Annotated in this window: 17 protein-coding genes and 8 tRNA genes; 18 read left to right on the forward strand and 7 right to left on the reverse strand. The window is 39.4% G+C overall.

Annotated features, from left to right (window positions below; all coding sequences use genetic code 11):
* Positions 1-45 precede the first annotated feature (45 nt).
* The 10 genes from BN985_RS13650 to BN985_RS13695 all read left to right on the forward strand — a co-directional run bounded on the left by BN985_RS13650 (position 46) and on the right by BN985_RS13695 (position 2,244).
* Positions 46-121, forward strand: a tRNA-Phe gene (locus BN985_RS13650).
* Between the two features lie 25 nt (positions 122-146).
* A tRNA-Tyr gene (locus tag BN985_RS13655) sits at positions 147-231 on the forward strand.
* Between the two features lie 20 nt (positions 232-251).
* Positions 252-325 (forward strand) — tRNA-Trp (locus BN985_RS13660).
* A 12-nt stretch (positions 326-337) separates the two neighbouring features.
* Positions 338-413, forward strand: a tRNA-His gene (locus BN985_RS13665).
* Between the two features lie 11 nt (positions 414-424).
* Positions 425-499, forward strand: a tRNA-Gln gene (locus tag BN985_RS13670).
* A 4-nt stretch (positions 500-503) separates the two neighbouring features.
* Positions 504-578, forward strand: a tRNA-Gly gene (locus BN985_RS13675).
* A gap of 10 nt (positions 579-588) precedes the next feature.
* Positions 589-662, forward strand: a tRNA-Cys gene (locus BN985_RS13680).
* Between the two features lie 96 nt (positions 663-758).
* Positions 759-841: transfer RNA gene (locus BN985_RS13685), tRNA-Leu, on the forward strand.
* A gap of 116 nt (positions 842-957) precedes the next feature.
* Positions 958-1,149: a hypothetical protein gene (locus BN985_RS13690; RefSeq protein ID WP_042224119.1), complete on the forward strand. Its 192-nt coding sequence runs from the start codon at positions 958-960 to the stop codon at positions 1,147-1,149.
* Positions 1,150-1,656: 507 nt separating this feature from the next.
* A complete protein-coding gene (locus BN985_RS13695) occupies positions 1,657-2,244 on the forward strand; it encodes a DUF6241 domain-containing protein (protein WP_042224121.1) in 588 nt (195 codons plus the stop codon).
* Positions 2,245-2,338: 94 nt separating this feature from the next.
* Here BN985_RS13695 and BN985_RS13700 read toward each other — a convergent pair whose 3' ends face one another.
* Both BN985_RS13700 and BN985_RS13705 read right to left on the reverse strand, forming a co-directional pair.
* The gene (locus BN985_RS13700) at positions 2,339-3,034 is read right to left on the reverse strand and encodes a DUF6241 domain-containing protein (protein WP_042224124.1); all 696 of its coding nucleotides are present in this window, start codon (positions 3,032-3,034) and stop codon (positions 2,339-2,341) included.
* Between the two features lie 90 nt (positions 3,035-3,124).
* Positions 3,125-3,466 carry a DUF6241 domain-containing protein gene (locus BN985_RS13705; protein WP_198030030.1) on the reverse strand — a complete coding sequence of 114 codons (342 nt, stop codon included), beginning with the start codon at positions 3,464-3,466 and terminating at the stop codon, positions 3,125-3,127.
* Here BN985_RS13705 and BN985_RS19360 point away from each other — a divergent pair.
* The 3 genes from BN985_RS19360 to BN985_RS13720 all read left to right on the forward strand — a co-directional run bounded on the left by BN985_RS19360 (position 3,447) and on the right by BN985_RS13720 (position 6,497).
* Positions 3,447-4,067, forward strand: coding sequence for a hypothetical protein (locus BN985_RS19360; protein WP_232225594.1), 621 nt, complete (start codon positions 3,447-3,449; stop codon positions 4,065-4,067). The two genes, BN985_RS13705 and BN985_RS19360, sit on opposite strands and share 20 nt — an antisense overlap.
* Before the next feature lie 318 nt (positions 4,068-4,385).
* Positions 4,386-5,366 carry a tyrosine-type recombinase/integrase gene (locus tag BN985_RS13715; RefSeq protein ID WP_042224126.1) on the forward strand — a complete coding sequence of 327 codons (981 nt, stop codon included), beginning with the start codon at positions 4,386-4,388 and terminating at the stop codon, positions 5,364-5,366.
* Positions 5,367-5,708: 342 nt separating this feature from the next.
* Positions 5,709-6,497 (forward strand): helix-turn-helix domain-containing protein, encoded by a 789-nt coding sequence (locus tag BN985_RS13720; RefSeq protein WP_052360688.1) that lies wholly within the window; start codon positions 5,709-5,711, stop codon positions 6,495-6,497.
* Between the two features lie 108 nt (positions 6,498-6,605).
* Here the strand turns inward: BN985_RS13720 and BN985_RS13725 are convergent, their stop codons facing one another.
* Positions 6,606-6,845 (reverse strand): hypothetical protein, encoded by a 240-nt coding sequence (locus tag BN985_RS13725; RefSeq protein WP_042224127.1) that lies wholly within the window; start codon positions 6,843-6,845, stop codon positions 6,606-6,608.
* Between the two features lie 830 nt (positions 6,846-7,675).
* Between BN985_RS13725 and BN985_RS13730 the strand changes: the two genes are divergently transcribed.
* Positions 7,676-8,323, forward strand: coding sequence for a recombinase family protein (locus tag BN985_RS13730; RefSeq protein ID WP_042224129.1), 648 nt, complete (start codon positions 7,676-7,678; stop codon positions 8,321-8,323).
* Positions 8,324-8,503: 180 nt separating this feature from the next.
* Here the strand turns inward: BN985_RS13730 and BN985_RS13735 are convergent, their stop codons facing one another.
* A complete protein-coding gene (locus BN985_RS13735; RefSeq protein WP_042224131.1) occupies positions 8,504-8,728 on the reverse strand; it encodes a helix-turn-helix domain-containing protein in 225 nt (74 codons plus the stop codon).
* Between the two features lie 125 nt (positions 8,729-8,853).
* On the opposite strand from BN985_RS13735, the gene BN985_RS13740 reads away from it, so the two are divergent.
* On the forward strand, positions 8,854-9,057 hold the full coding sequence (locus tag BN985_RS13740) for a hypothetical protein (RefSeq protein ID WP_042224132.1): 204 nt from the start codon (positions 8,854-8,856) through the stop codon (positions 9,055-9,057).
* Positions 9,058-9,200: 143 nt separating this feature from the next.
* On the forward strand, positions 9,201-9,368 hold the full coding sequence (locus BN985_RS19060; RefSeq protein WP_156960136.1) for a hypothetical protein: 168 nt from the start codon (positions 9,201-9,203) through the stop codon (positions 9,366-9,368).
* A 617-nt stretch (positions 9,369-9,985) separates the two neighbouring features.
* Here BN985_RS19060 and istB read toward each other — a convergent pair.
* From istB to BN985_RS13755, 3 genes are all read right to left on the reverse strand, one after another.
* Entirely contained in the window at positions 9,986-10,705 is a 720-nt protein-coding gene (istB, locus tag BN985_RS13745) for an IS21-like element helper ATPase IstB (protein WP_042221761.1), read from the reverse strand.
* Complete coding sequence (istA, locus tag BN985_RS13750; protein WP_232225537.1) at positions 10,702-12,147, reverse strand: IS21 family transposase; 1,446 nt, start codon at positions 12,145-12,147, stop codon at positions 10,702-10,704. Before istA ends, istB begins: the two co-directional genes overlap by 4 nt.
* Before the next feature lie 88 nt (positions 12,148-12,235).
* Complete coding sequence (locus BN985_RS13755) at positions 12,236-12,628, reverse strand: hypothetical protein (RefSeq protein WP_042224133.1); 393 nt, start codon at positions 12,626-12,628, stop codon at positions 12,236-12,238.
* 422 nt (positions 12,629-13,050) lie between these two features.
* On the opposite strand from BN985_RS13755, the gene BN985_RS13760 reads away from it, so the two are divergent.
* Both BN985_RS13760 and BN985_RS13765 read left to right on the forward strand, forming a co-directional pair.
* Positions 13,051-13,677 (forward strand): HNH endonuclease signature motif containing protein, encoded by a 627-nt coding sequence (locus BN985_RS13760; protein ID WP_052360689.1) that lies wholly within the window; start codon positions 13,051-13,053, stop codon positions 13,675-13,677.
* Positions 13,678-14,140: 463 nt separating this feature from the next.
* Positions 14,141-15,097, forward strand: coding sequence for a hypothetical protein (locus BN985_RS13765; protein ID WP_042224134.1), 957 nt, complete (start codon positions 14,141-14,143; stop codon positions 15,095-15,097).
* The last annotated feature ends 49 nt before the right edge of the window (positions 15,098-15,146 follow it).

Genomic DNA, 15,146 nt, shown 5'->3' on the forward strand with positions numbered 1-15,146 from the left:
CCCGTCCGGACCGCCACTTTATCTGGTAAGTCTTAAAAACTAAATGGCTCGGTAGCTCAGTCGGTAGAGCAAGGGACTGAAAATCCCTGTGTCGGCGGTTCGATTCCGTCCCGAGCCACCATTTTTTTATTTAAACATTTATATATGGAGGGGTAGCGAAGTGGCTAAACGCGGCGGACTGTAAATCCGCTCCCTCAGGGTTCGGCAGTTCGAATCTGCCCCCCTCCACCATTTAATCAAATAAGATAAGTAGGGGTATAGTTTAATGGTAAAACGAAGGTCTCCAAAACCTTTGATGTGGGTTCGATTCCTACTACCCCTGCCATTTCTATGTATGGCGGTCGTGGCGAAGTGGTTAACGCACCGGATTGTGGCTCCGGCACACGTGGGTTCGATCCCCATCGATCGCCCCATTTTAATCTAATGGGCTATAGCCAAGCGGTAAGGCATCGGGTTTTGATCCCGTGTATCCCAGGTTCGAATCCTGGTAGCCCAGCCAATATGCGGAAGTAGTTCAGTGGTAGAACATCACCTTGCCAAGGTGGGGGTCGCGGGTTCGAATCCCGTCTTCCGCTCCATTACTTTTATGGCGGTATAGCCAAGTGGTAAGGCAGAGGTCTGCAAAACCTTTATCACCGGTTCAAATCCGGTTACCGCCTCCATTTACACACATGCCGGTGTGGCGAAATTGGCAGACGCGCGGGACTCAAAAGCGTGCGATTTTAATTTTAGCTTCACATTGGTAGGATTATTAATATGCCGAAGTGGTGGAATTGGTATACACGCAGCACTCAAAATGCTGTGCTCTCTGAGCATGTGGGTTCGACTCCCACCTTCGGTATCTATCAAAAACTGACTTTCAACGTTAATGTTGAAGGTCTTTTTTTATTGCCTTTTTACGGGACTGAATAAAGCTAAAATCGTGCGCTGTGAATCCCATTCATTGGAGGTAGTAAAATGTCTAGAAGAAGAAATGAATTAAGTTTATTGAAGTCTAATGTTACTGATGAGGAAGGAATTTATAAGTATGGTTCTTACCAAACAATCATAACCAGAGAGGGATATGAAAAAATTCCTGAAACTCCGTTTGTAAGAATGAGATCAGCAAACTTAAATTTACTTCAAACTCAATTGAAAATCTCCAGATAGATCCCCAGCGTAGCCAGTTACTAACTAAATCAGTACTTAATGACACAAATATGATGGATTATGACGATTTAGAAGATGATGATATCTTACAAGGAATATATGGGAGGTTGGATAATTGACAGAACAAGAAGCAAGAGAAATTTTTGAAAAGGAATTTCCCAAGCATCCGGTTAAACTATATAAGCTAATTAATGAGGCTAAAAAGCTAGAATAGAAAGAAGCTTTATCAATCTTAGTTAAGAGTTATGAACTTCTCCTCCCTTTACCATTCATTTTATTTTGTTCTAATGCTAACTTAGTTAAGATTATCTCATATGATGAATATGCTTCCATAATGATTCATAGAGCTAGAAAGAATAAGAATTATGGTTTACTGAATATAGCTAAAGCAGCTAGAAAAGTTGCCAAGGATGTGTCTATAATGAAACTGTACGACTTCTCTAAACTGTTTTAAGTGATTTTTTCATCGTGGTATAATAGAAATAAATGGGTTTAAAGGAGAAGAAAATGAAGAGTGGCATCAAGAATAAAATCATCTTATCGCTAGTTGGTATACTATTTTTCTGCATAGGTTCATATGCATTTGTGAAATTTAATTATATTGAGGGATCAAACCAGGTCCTTTCGGGGCCGGAAAAAGAGGGAAGAGAAAAATTTGAATATCTTTCAAACTTAGACGATGTTAATAAAGAAATAATTCAGATGACTTCTCAAAAAATAGAATCTGATCAGCTAAAGGAATTAATAAGAGGCAGCAGTAGTGGAAGCTTTACGCCAGCCTACCTTAACACTTTGGGATTTGACTTAGCTCCGTACTACAGAACTTTAACTGTTGAAAATATAGAGTATGTGGAAGAATACGTTAAGAAACTAGAGGTAGATAAAGATACAGAAGGCTATTATCTGAGTTTCTTAGAAGAGTGGAAGAAAGGGGATTACAGTAGATTAGTAGAAGTTCATAAGAAGATTTTCCATGAGTATGCTGATTTCTCTAATAAGATGAGGTTTAAAGAAATAGATGATTATCGCTTAGCTACTCCAAAAGAAGAGCAAGATTTTCTAGATCATTATAGTCTCAACAATAAAGAAAGGTAAAAGAAAGGGCGAACTATACATTATAGTTCACCTTTTATATTTTATAATATAAAAAGAGAGCCCGTAGTTTATACAAAGGCTCACTCTTTTTATATTAGTATTGGGAACCGATTCCGTAATGACTTAAGAAGGCTTCTTCTTCTTCCTTCGTAGCTAAACGATAGTCGTCTACTTCAAGATACTGTTCTGTTCCATCCATTGGATTTGCATATTCATGTAACAGATCTTTATGAACTTCAACCAAATTACTAAAGTCTTCTCTTTTCCATTCACTTAGGAATCCTTGATAACGTTCGTTGATTTCTTTATCTAAATCTAGTTTTGAAACAACGTACTGAAGATATTCTAAATTGTCCAAAGTCAGTGCTGCATAGTTATTGGTGGACTCGAATAGTCCTAATCCTGAAGGATAAATAGGAGTGAAAGGAAATGTTGGAGCATCTCCACCCAATAATTCTCTTGTCTTAACAGACTCAATTTTTTGAGAAGTCATTTGAATGATCTCTCTGTTAACATCTTCTATCGTTTCTATTTCTCCAAATCCATATTCATCTGCAGCCCCATAAAAGTTATTTTGGACTTCTTTAAACTTTGACATAGACCAACCTTTAATTGGACTATCTCCATGACCTTGTTCTTGCTCTTCTTGAACAGTTTTTTCATCGGCTGACTCTTCTTTTACTTTCTTTTGACTTTCATCTGATGAACTTTCATTGGATGTAGCAAAAATAACAACACTACCTCCAATTAAAAATAATGCTACGATTAGTACTAGAAATATCTTCTTCATGTGAATTCCTCCAGTTGATTAACTAACTATATCATACCAGATAATGGCATCTTTCTTAACCATAGAAACAATATTTTTAAATCTTGACTTCTATTGGAAATTACTTTTAATATAGCTTAACTCTTCATCTACTGGTAAAAGCGATGTGGCTTTTCCTCCAGTGCCATTTTGCAGTCCCCAAAAGTAATTTTGATCAGAAACAGCATTACTAAAATCTCCAATTTTCCAACCTTCAAGGATATCCATTAAAGTACTTTTATTATCAAAGTGACTGTGCTTAACTACTTCATAACCCTGATCAATTGTATCAGGGTGCATTGGAGCTTTTCCCCATTTTTTCTGAGCTTTAATTTTTTGATGGACCATTTTGAGCATGACATTTATAATTTCATCTTGGCTTGAATACTTATCGATGTCTAAATCTAAAGACAAAATGACCAATCAGGATATAGCTGAGATATATGGTGTAAAGTATCAAAAAATCCAGCAGTTAATTAGAAAGCATAAACTTAATACAAATGAGCTAAGAAAAGTTGACAAGCAAATCGTCTATGAACATTGGTACAAAGGTAAAGTAGTTTATGTTGGTTCAGGGAAATGGAATAGAATGACATCAAGTTCCAGAAGAAATTTGGAACATAAAAAGTTAATGCAAGATGGATTAATTAAATATAAGATTGTTAAAGAGTTTAACGATGTGCAGTACGTTAGAGAATACGAAAATAAATTGATTACAAGATATAGAAGTTTAGGCAAAGCTGACTTCAATTTAAAATATGATGGTGTGCGAGAGGAAATATCCAACAGAGGTTATACTTCCACTACAGAATCAAATAATAAAGATAAACCGATTTTAGTCTGGAAAAATGGAAGTTACTTTGGCACATACAATCGCATTATAGATTTCGCTAGTGAAGTTTCTGATCAGCCTAAAAAGTTGTTAAGCTGTATCTCTTTAATCATTCATAGGAATTGGAGACCAATGCAAGGGAATTTAGGAGGCTATGTAATTAAATTTAAAGATAATTCTTGACCTTTCTTTTAATCAATAGCATAATAGTCAGTAATCACATGCATCGCTTTTAGCAAGTGGGGAAAAACGTTGTTATGTCAGCTCGTGTGGCGGAATTACAGTGCGTCGGGACTCAAAATCCCGTTCCTTCACGGGAGTGTCGGTTCGACCCCGACCACCGGTACTATAAACGTTGATATGACGGCGTTCTAACGGAGTTTATTCGTTAGGGCGTCGTCTTTTTTGCGTTCATTTTACGTAGAACGTGTGGACATTAGTCCCGTGAATACAGACGAACTTACGCTTTCCTTTGAAGTAATCAGAGGGAGGCGTTTTTTATTGACAAAAAATACAGGCAAGCGTCGCAACAACGAATTAAACGTAAACGAAATCGACATAGCAACAGAGCCACTAGAACTAGAGACGTTATCGTACGATGAAGCGGTTAAACGGTTTCTAGCAGACGCGCAACGGCGAGGTTTACGTCCGGACACAATACAGTATTACAGGGACAAGACAGGTATGTTTAGACGTTGGCTAGTTGCGGAAGATAAGGCGGACTTTATTCGTATGGTCATGCGACCGGATATAGACGCATACGTGGACTATTTAAAAGCAACACGCGGACTAAGTAACGGTTCTGTAAATACACATTTAAGAGCAATTAGGGCGTTTTTCGGTTTCTTACTTGATTCTAAGTATATACGCAATAGCCCCACGAAAAACTATCCGTTGTTAAAAGTCCGTGCGGGCAATATTGAAACTTTCACTGTTAAGCAACTAAGATCGTTATTTAATGCGCCCGATAAACGAACATTTACAGGCTTACGTGACTACACGTATATGCTGTTGCTTTTAGAAACTGGCATAAGGTTGTCGGAGTCGGCTGCTATTTTAATAGAGGACGTAAAACTGGCGGAAGGGGTTATATTCGTACGTCATACAAAAAATAACTTTCACAGATACGTACCTATACAGACTAAAATGATCGAACAGTTACGGCGTTATTTAAAAATACGGGGAACGTGCGAGTCAAACCACTTATTTGTAACGCTTGATGGCGAAGCAATGACAAGAGCGGGTTTACAAAAGATCGTTACGAAGTACGGTACACAGGCGGGCATAAAGGGCGTAAGGTGTAGCCCGCATACACTACGGCATACGTTTGCGAAACTATCCGTTATGAACGGTGCAGGAGTATTCGAGTTACAGAAAATACTAGGTCATTCCACGATGGAAATGGTACGCGTTTATGTAAATTTATATTCTAGCGACGTGAATGATAGGCACAAGGAATTTTCACCGTTAAGAGATTTATAGAGGGAGGGGCACGAATGGACAAGCAAACCGCACGTATCGCATATTACACGCGCAAGGTCGCCGATTACGGCGCACAGCACGTAAGCCAGGGGCGCAACAATATCGTTATGATCGCCTAATGGCGTATAAGCAACGGCTAAACGTTTCACTTAGCGAATAAATAGTTACGCATAAAAAAAAAAAGACGCGCATGAAGCGAATATAAAAACTCGCTACAATACACGACCTAGACAATCGTTATTGTATCGCGAAAAACCGTTAAATGCAAGGCTTATTTAACTATGACCTTGAAAACGAACATATATTCGTATTCGTGTGTCCACAATCGGAGGGGCAAACGAAATGACAACGTACTTAATCGCAAACGAAACTACTTACCGCAATCTATCCACGTTCACTAGCGTTGAAGCTATGGACGCCGAAATTAAACAGCACAAGGACGCCCACAACCTTACACAGACGGAAAGAGACGTCCTGGACGTACTGGCACGCCATAGTTGCAAGTACAAGGGCGTTAGCTTCCTAACGAATAGTAAACTCGGCATGATCGTAGGCATACGCAGGGAGACGGCTTCCCGCGTTCGTAGCAAGCTAGAACGTAAGGGAATTATTCGCCAGTACAGGTTAAAGCGTGACGGGGGCGACCGTAGGGAAACGGGCAGCGCTGCCGTTATACAACCGGCAGTCACGGCGGAGGTCACACCCAACGTGTCACACCATAAAGCCACGCCTAATAAACTTAATAAAAACAGTAATACACATAAAAGAGACGGGGACAAGCAAGCCAACCCGCAACCAAACGCAGACGAACTAGGCAAACGTGCGCTTAAAACGGGCATACCTAGTGCGATATATGACGCGTTGGCGCCTTACTTTGACGTAAAGGCATTGTACGACGTTTACGGCATTCTCATACGTGCCAAGGCGTCCGTAGACCGTTCTATTACGTTTGAAGAACACGGACAAGCGTATATTGACGAATTTCATAACATAATCCGCAAGCTTAAATTAGGACAAGTACGCAATTTTAACGGCTTGCTATACGTAGCATGGCGCAAGGTTACGGAACAAGTCAGTCGGCTTGTTGGCAGTGCGCGTAGCCCGTTGTATTACGATTGGCTGGCGGAATAGCGCTTGTGTTATAGGCGCATAGTGTATGTTTTCGGTACTAATAACTTATTTATATGGGACGTAGTTTAAGTTTAGTGCGCGCAGTACGTTGTATTACGATGATTGGCGTTAGTAATCGAGTTTACTTACGAAATCAAGTATTTTGGCGAAGTCGCCTTCCGACCAGTTGGCGTTCACCGCTTTATTAACGATAAAAGCCGGTAAACCATATTCACGAAGATAACGCTTGATTATTTCTTTCTTGATTTGATCGGCCTTTGTTGACGATTGTTCGTAATCTGCAATTAGCGTTTGTGCGGTAGGTTCGTCACTCGATGAGATCCATCGAAAACCTGGCGATATTGTCATAATATAAAACCCTCCTATAACGTGTTTAACAGCAGTATACAGTTTTTTGCGAGTAACGACCAAATTACGAAAAGTGACGAAGGTAGTTATATTAAGCTAAACGTGTATATAGGCAAGGTAATGTTAGGTTGAACAAAGGAAAGAGATAAATTTGTGGAATATTTATAAATTTAGTATACCTTGAAATATAGCGATACTAAAGCATTTATAACTTTTTTTAACGATTACGTTGGTTTGTTTGCTTGATTATCGAAAAATCGTGGTTTATGATATTTATGCGAAGAAACGGAGAGTACATTTATAGGACAATATGACAAAATAATATCGCCTAGCTTGTCTGTCGGGGAGGGTTTCAATGGAGATAGTGTATGCGGTGTTGTTCGTTCTTTACGTGTTAAAAAACATATCTTTTTCACTTACTATAACAAAAAAGTGACCCTAAACTAAGAGAGTCACTACACAAATAGTTATTTTTAGTCGCTAGTTGGCCGCTGGCGACTTTCTTTTATTATAACCACGTTAACGATTGTTTGTAAATACATAATAAAAACCCTTGACCTTTGAAATTTCGTAGCAAATTTTCGGACACCCGGCAGCCGGCACAAACATTCCACCGCCCCGCCCCCCTATCGTTCTATTTTACCTTGCCAAGCGTGCTTCCGTCGCTTACACGGCGTTCGTTTAAGTATACCTTTACGGAATATATAAAAGGACTTGTTTGTCCGTTCGTTAAGGTTATATAATCAACTTTATAAACGTTCATAAAATATATTGACGTTTACGAACGAACAGGTTAGAATTAACGTAACACACTAACGGAAGGTGGTCGCATGGCAACAGGCAAGACATTCGGATATATCCGGGTTAGTAGCAAGGAACAGAACGAGGCACGGCAAGTCCACACTATGCAAGAACTAGGCGTCCATGAGCGCGATATATACGTAGATAAAGCCAGCGGGAAGAATACGGACAGACCTAAGTACCAGGCGTTAAAGTCCGTTCTACGACAAGGTGACACGGTTATATTCGATAGTATAACGCGTATGAGCCGTAGCATGGACGATACAAAGGACGAGTATAAATGGTTCGTGGATCACGGCATTTCCTTACAATTCGTTCATGAACCGATGTTAAACACGGTGGCAACGGACGAGAATGGCGACGTGTTACAGCGTGCTATTTCCGACATCATTCTAACGTTGTTGTCCGCCTTTGCCGAGAAGGAACGGCTAGACATTCGCCAACGGCAGGCAGAAGGCATAAGAACCGCCAAACAAAAAGGAAAACACTTAGGACGTCCAAAGGTTTCGTTTAACACGTTGCCAGCCGACCAAAAAGAGGTATTTAAGGCACAGTACAGACGGTGGAAGGACGGCGAACAAACGGCGGTACAGACGATGGAAAACGTAGACATGAAAAAGACGACCTTCTATAAGATCGTCAAAGAATACGAGGATATAACGGGGGTTGGCCGGTAAGTAACGGCTGCCCCCTTTTATTTTGCGGGTGGCTCCGTCGTGAACGCCGTGCCCCGTCGAATGTCCGTAATATGTATAGTTGTGTAAACGTCCTGGCACGTCACCAAACCGCCTTTTTATCGTGTTTCTTCTATATAATGTCGGGAAAATGGTCGATCACATAACCATAATGATTTCGGTTTACATTTCGTCGCTTTTCGTTTCCTCTATCGTTAGTAATTCCTCTATCCCGATCCCCAACGTAATACATACGGTTGCTAACGTCTCCCTATGGTACTGTACGGTCTTATCGTTATATAGACGGCGAACGGTTTCAAACGGTAGGCCGGCTCTACCTGCAAACTGGCGGATTGATTCGTTCTTGGCGACTAGAATCGCCTTTAAATTGCTCTTTACTTCGTGCATATGTATTTCCCCTTTTTAGTTCGTTTCGTAAATTATATCATAATCGGTTGACAACGGAAATTGGTCATAGTATATTATAGTTGTGACTACGTAATGTAGTCAAATGATGAAAGGAGGATGGCAATTTGGGCGTGAGATATAGCGATAAAGACATTGCGGACATGTCGACGGAAGAACAAAACGTAATTCTTAGCTGGTACTTCGATAACCACGGCATTAATCCGAGGATTATGGCTGCATGTGTAGTCGGAGTTGAATGGACCGATGACCAAATGCGGTTTATGCAAAGGGAGGTGCGACGGAATGAACATATACGAAATATGGAGTAAGTTTTGCGATGTTATGTTCGGCAACCCGGACGCCGACGTTGAGGACGTTGTGTACTACTGTTTAACGGTACTTTGCGTGATGTTTACGACCATGCCAAAGGACTATCTTATGCGGTTTTTCGGCGGATAAAAAAGCCGGTCTTTTGGCGGAGACCGACTCGTTAGTTAGCGACGTTATTGGCGTGACGTCACGATCAAATTACTTTGCTACCGTATTTGGCGGTACGGTTAGCGGTAAATCGAAAGAAAGGAGTTACTTACCTTATGCGTATGATTATAACGGAAATAAAACGGCTGAACAAGTTGGATAAGGCAGACGTGGCGTATTTGCTGGCGTTCCTGGCGACGTTGGCGTTTTTGTATTACGGAATGGTCACGGCTTAACATAGATAACGTAACGGCATCATTGGCGGGATTTCCGACGTAGTGAAAGGGCGACCGGTTGGCGACGGTTGGCCTTTTTTAATCGTAAATTAATTAGTTCAACCTAGCAAAACTACTATTTTTAACCTTAAAAGTAAATTTGTTCTTTTAACAATATACTTCCTTGTAATACTAACTATGTAATTATTTAACTAAATAATAGATAAAACTTTTTATAGTATGGCGAATTCTTAAATTTTCGCTGATTACTCCACTTTTACCGTTTTCTACTAAATCAAGTTTTCCAATTAAAAAGTCGAATCTTTGATATTCAATGACAAAGTTAGGTATGCCTTCTGTTAAGTAGGTATTAATTTGTATTGTGTGTCCATTCTTTATAGGGCCAATAGTGGAAATTAACTTTCCTTTTTTAAATTTATTTGTATCAAAGTTATATACTTTGAGATGTCGTAGAGGTTGTGATGGAGTGATATTGTGTTTTGCAATAGAAAAGTACATAATAATGCAATAAAAAATACATAAGCTTGCCAGCCGGTACTTTCAATTAATTTTGTCTTGATAATGCGTGGCTTACACGGTAGCTGTCTCCTGTAAAGGTAAGTACATGAGCGTGATGTATAACGCGATCAACTAAAGCAGCTGTAAGCCTCGAGTCCACGAATATCCGATTCCACTGACTAAATTCCAAATTTGAAGTGATGATGATGCTTTTTTGCTCATACCAATCGGTGATCAGTTGAAATAGAAGCTCCGCTCCTTCTTTGCTGAATGGAATGTACCCCATTTCATCTAAGATGATAAGATCTACTTTTTTAAAACGATTCCTAAACTGGTGAAGCTTTCCTTCTCTCCACATTCTTTCTAACGTATCAACTAGATCGGATACCCGATAGAACCGCACCTCATATCCTTTCTTGCACGCCTCACGGCCTAACCCTGTCGCTAAATGAGTCTTTCCTGTACCTGGGGAACCGGAAAGAACGACATTCTCTTTCTTAGATATAAAGTGAAGTTCTTTCAATTCAGTACGGTCGACCTGAGGGGGAAATCTTATCTGATCTCCCCATTGAAAGTCTGCAAGACTTTTGTGATTGGAGAATTTTGCTTTTTTTATAAGACGTTCAGCTTTTGCTTCCTCTCTCAATTCAAATTCTCTTTGGAATAATGTTTCCAAGTATTGCGTTTGATTTTCAAACGGGATTTTTTCATAAATATCGGCTACATAGGCTAGGCGTAGACTTTTACACATCTCTTTTATATTCATACTCGTTGCTCCCCATCCTCTTGCGCAACTGGTTGTAGTAGGTCGTATTTAGACCAATCAACGTCATACGGGTGAGAAGTAGAATCAAAGGTTCTTTCTGGTTGTTGTTGTAGAAGATCATAAAACTTGTCATTAACCTCTTCCATATCATACTGAATTAATAAGTTGATTAACCAATGTAGACGCTCTTTCCTTAATGTAAGAGGCTCTATGCTTAGATAAGCTGCTATTCGGCCAGGCAAATATGGATTATATCTTGAGTAAGGAACCGATCTTGGTTTAGAAGCCCAGGCTCTCATAATGGAAAGCCAAGGTATATTTCGGTTTTTGTTCATATATGGCCGATAGTCTGAATGGAGAATCTCTCCGTAAGGAGATACCACTTTATATCTATCCCAATAGAGTATCAAATGAAGATAACTGAAATTATATCCTTTTGGAATATGTTCTTTCATACTGTCTATAGTGATTTCTCCATACTTGTTAGCTGTTACTTTCGTTTCTTTGAAAATCGGATAATCTTCCTCCGGAAGAGCTAAGGCATGATTCAATTCTTCATCAAGTAGTTCTTGAATACGAACTTCCTTTGCGTAATGAATGCGTTGCCGATCCTGTGCCAGTTTTTCACTTAAAATAGTAGTTAGATCTTCATAGCTTTCTATGACTGGAGAAGGAGTTACAAAGTTATATCTTACATACCCTACTTTATTTTCAACGTGTCCTTTCTCATTGCCCTTACGTACATTACATGCTTGGATTTCAAAACGGTAGAAATTAGCGAATTGAAGAAACTCATCTGTAAAAATGGCTTCGCCATCCTTATTCCTTGCTTTTATTACGGCGGCTTTCAAGTTATCAATTCTAAGCTTTCGTGGTACGCCACCCAGTAGTTCAAAGCTTTTCTTTAACCCATATAAAAAGCATTCTTGGTTTTCCCCTGGAAGAGGGATGGTAAAAGCTGCATTACTATAAGGCAGGCTCATTATTAAACAGTGGACATCGATGAATTTTCCATCTTTCACAGCTTCTGTTATTCCAAAATCCACTTGAGCTTCAGCCGGAGGGTGATTTAGTCTTTCACTATTCTTATCTTTAACGTCATCTGAATTTCCTTTTCCCTCTTTCCATTCAGCTATGAAGTAGGAAACGGTCCTATAGGAACCAGTAAACCCATGCGTTTGAAGTTCTTGAAAAATGGTCTTGTTTCTCCTTCTCAGTTTTGGCTTTAGTTTTTGATCTTCAATAAGCCAGTCCGTGACAATCTCTCCCCAATGTTCTTCATACATCATTCCTTTTCTCATTACTTGTTTCTCTTGGGGAACCTGGTCTTCGTCCGCATATTTCTTGGCGGTACGCCAATTCACTTGAGCCCTTTGGGCAATTTTATTTATAGATATGTCTTCATGATTTCTTAAAGTTTTGATATGATTAATCTTAGTCATTGCTAGCAATCCTCTCGACCTCCACTGTTTTGATTCGACACCAACTACAGTAGAGTTATTTTGGATGGCTGGCAAGGCTTTTTTTTATCTAAAAAAGAAGTGCAGAGTTATGTACGTTTTGGTTGCACATCTCTGTACTTCTATTTTGCACTACACAGATATAAACTTTTTCATTAGTTAATTCGCCTAAGTTAATAACTTCAGTTATTTTATAATGGTTTTCTTTATCAATATAAGTTACATCTAAACTTTCAAATAATGTTTTTTCCATCTGTTTTATTAAAAAGACTTTACCTATAATATAAGTGAAAAATAGCAGCACTGTGATTATAGAAGCAATATTCCCAACTAAAGTTACAAAACTTGTATTACTATATTGCCTTATAAGTGTTGAAACAATATTCTCTACTCCTTTATTCCCTAATATATAACCTAATAGAAAAATGATAACTATAATAATAGAGTTAATAAAAACTTTCATAGAAACTACCTTCTTTCTAATAAATATTTACCTCTTTTATACTATACAATATTACCTGTGTTTTTAATGGTTTTTTTATCGAAAAATAGAAGGATGATTTACTATATATGTGATTTTTACAATTAGATAACGTGTTATTGACTATCCCCTCCCATAATAGATCTGTTTTGGGAAGGGGCTTTCTTTGTCTTTTTTTTAATTTCTATGTCCCATATTCGACGTTTACCGTGGTATTAGAATATGAGGCTAAAAAAGTTGGCGATCGTTGTTACACAAACGCCGACTATTTTGTTATTAGATATATAGAGACCGAAAAAAGTTGGAAATCATTGTTACATTTTCAGTAACAATTTTGGTATTAGATGAATAGAGGCGCTTTTTTACCCTCAAAAACTAAACAAATTTTAAAAGGAGTGGTTTACATGGAAAGCAAAAAAATAGAGTGGAAAAGCTTAAACGGGATAGTCGAGAACGGAGAAAACTACGAAGTTTCAACCTGGGGAAACGTTAGAAACAAGTTTGGACGTATAATGAAACCCGGTGCAGTTAAACAGGGATACAAACGGCTAGTATTGTCTCGTGATAATCGTCGTAAAGATTATTACGTTCATCGTTTAGTAGCGTTAGCATTTATTGATAACCCGGAATGCAAGCCGACGGTTAACCATATTAACGGCGATAAGTCGGACAATCGCCTAGAAAATTTAGAATGGGCAAGTAGGTCGGATCAAGTTAGCCACGCGTTAGATAGTGGCCTGTATCGTAAGGGCGAGGCACACGGAAAATCTTTTATGTATGACGCCGAGGTGTTTCTTATTCCATTAATAGAAGGCGCCACCCGTGCACAAATCGCTGAAGCTTTCAATTGTTCGGTACAAAACGTTGACGTAATTCGTGCTGGAACTAATCGCGGAGATATGAAAACTTTAGCTGATCAGTTACCGGATTGTAGATTAACGCTAGACCAAGCCATAACTGCTAGGGCCTACTTTCGTTACATTAAACAAACAGGGTGGGAGCCGGAAAAGGAAGTAACGGAATGTACTTAACAGGCGAGGTAATACGTCACTAGCGAGCGCGTAAGCAATTGATCGCGTTAGGGAGTAAGTAGCAAGCGGGGTTATACAACCTTACCGAGGCTGGCGCCCCGCAATGCCGGCTGACCGCCTTCATTGAATCTACTACTCTATCGTACCCAAAGAGGACTTTTAAAGGACAAGGTACGGCGTAACGGAACGAAGTGGAGTGGAGCCGGGTGTTTCTGGTTTTAGGTAGACCGCGGTAATGTGTGCCTAGCGTACACTATCCGTACAAAAAGAACTTAATACGGACACTGATATAGAAGATGAACCAGTATTTTAGAAAAGCGGATTAAAACGTCGTAAAAGTTAGAAAATAGGCGTTATTTTACGATAAATGACATTTTTAAATGCACCCAAAAACCAACCTATCTACCCGAAAATGCACCCGAAAACCGACCTATTTTTTGAGGAAATGAAAGGAGAATGGAAAATGGCAAAGCCAGCAAGAGATTTTAAACGTGAACAGCAAGTATGGAAAGGTGCAAGCCCAGAGTTGAAACGACAGGCGTTAGATAAGACGCAGAACTTTACCGTGATAGACGGACAGGCCTACGACACCGAAACAGGCGAGAATATAACGGACCAAGTGTATATAGAACCGGTTGTCTCCGTTGCACAGCGACAAGGGGCGCAGATAAAGGCAAACTTGAAACGACATGAGGACGAAAACGGCGGTTACGTATTCGCATTTTTTCACTCGCTAGAGTCAATACAAGAACGTTTTCCGAGTTTATCCCAACCCGACCTATCCCGGCTAATGTTTCTAGGAACTTACGTTTCTTACAACCAAGGAGAGCCAAGCCACGGCTATCTAACGTATGATAACGGTGTGAAAATAACCAAAAAGTCTTTAGGCCAATTACTAGGTATGAGTCGTAATAGATTCGCAGAGTTTTATAAAAGGCTAGTTAGCGAAGAAATTATAAACGAAATGGCGGACGGAATAGCGTTAAACCCAACGGTGTTTTACCGAGGGGAAAACCTAGCGGACATTAAGGGAGATTATCAATATACCCGATTATTTCGTAGAACCGTCCGCGAACTCTATACAAAGTTTAAGGTTAGGTCAATTAAAAAGCTAGGCGTAGTTTATCAGATACTACCATACGTAAACTTTAACTTTAATATCGTCTGCAATAACCCACAGCAAGTTATAAATGGAAAGATAGAAACCATGCAATTACAAGACTTGGCTGCCAAGTTAGGTTATGACGACTACAAACATCTATTAAAAAACATGCGGGAAATTAAGATCGACGACCAGCCAGTTTTTAAGTTTGTGGACGACGGTAAAGACAGACGTAGCAGCTACGTTATTGTTAACCCTAACGTTATATATGCTGGTAACGGAAAGCATTTAGACGGCTTAAAAGTGTTGTTTAAGTAAAAAGGGGACGCCAAGACAGTGTAATCATACAAACAAACTGCTAAAGGAG

This window comes from Oceanobacillus manasiensis (assembly GCF_000724085.1).
Taxonomy (GTDB): domain Bacteria; phylum Bacillota; class Bacilli; order Bacillales; family Amphibacillaceae; genus Oceanobacillus_B; species Oceanobacillus_B manasiensis.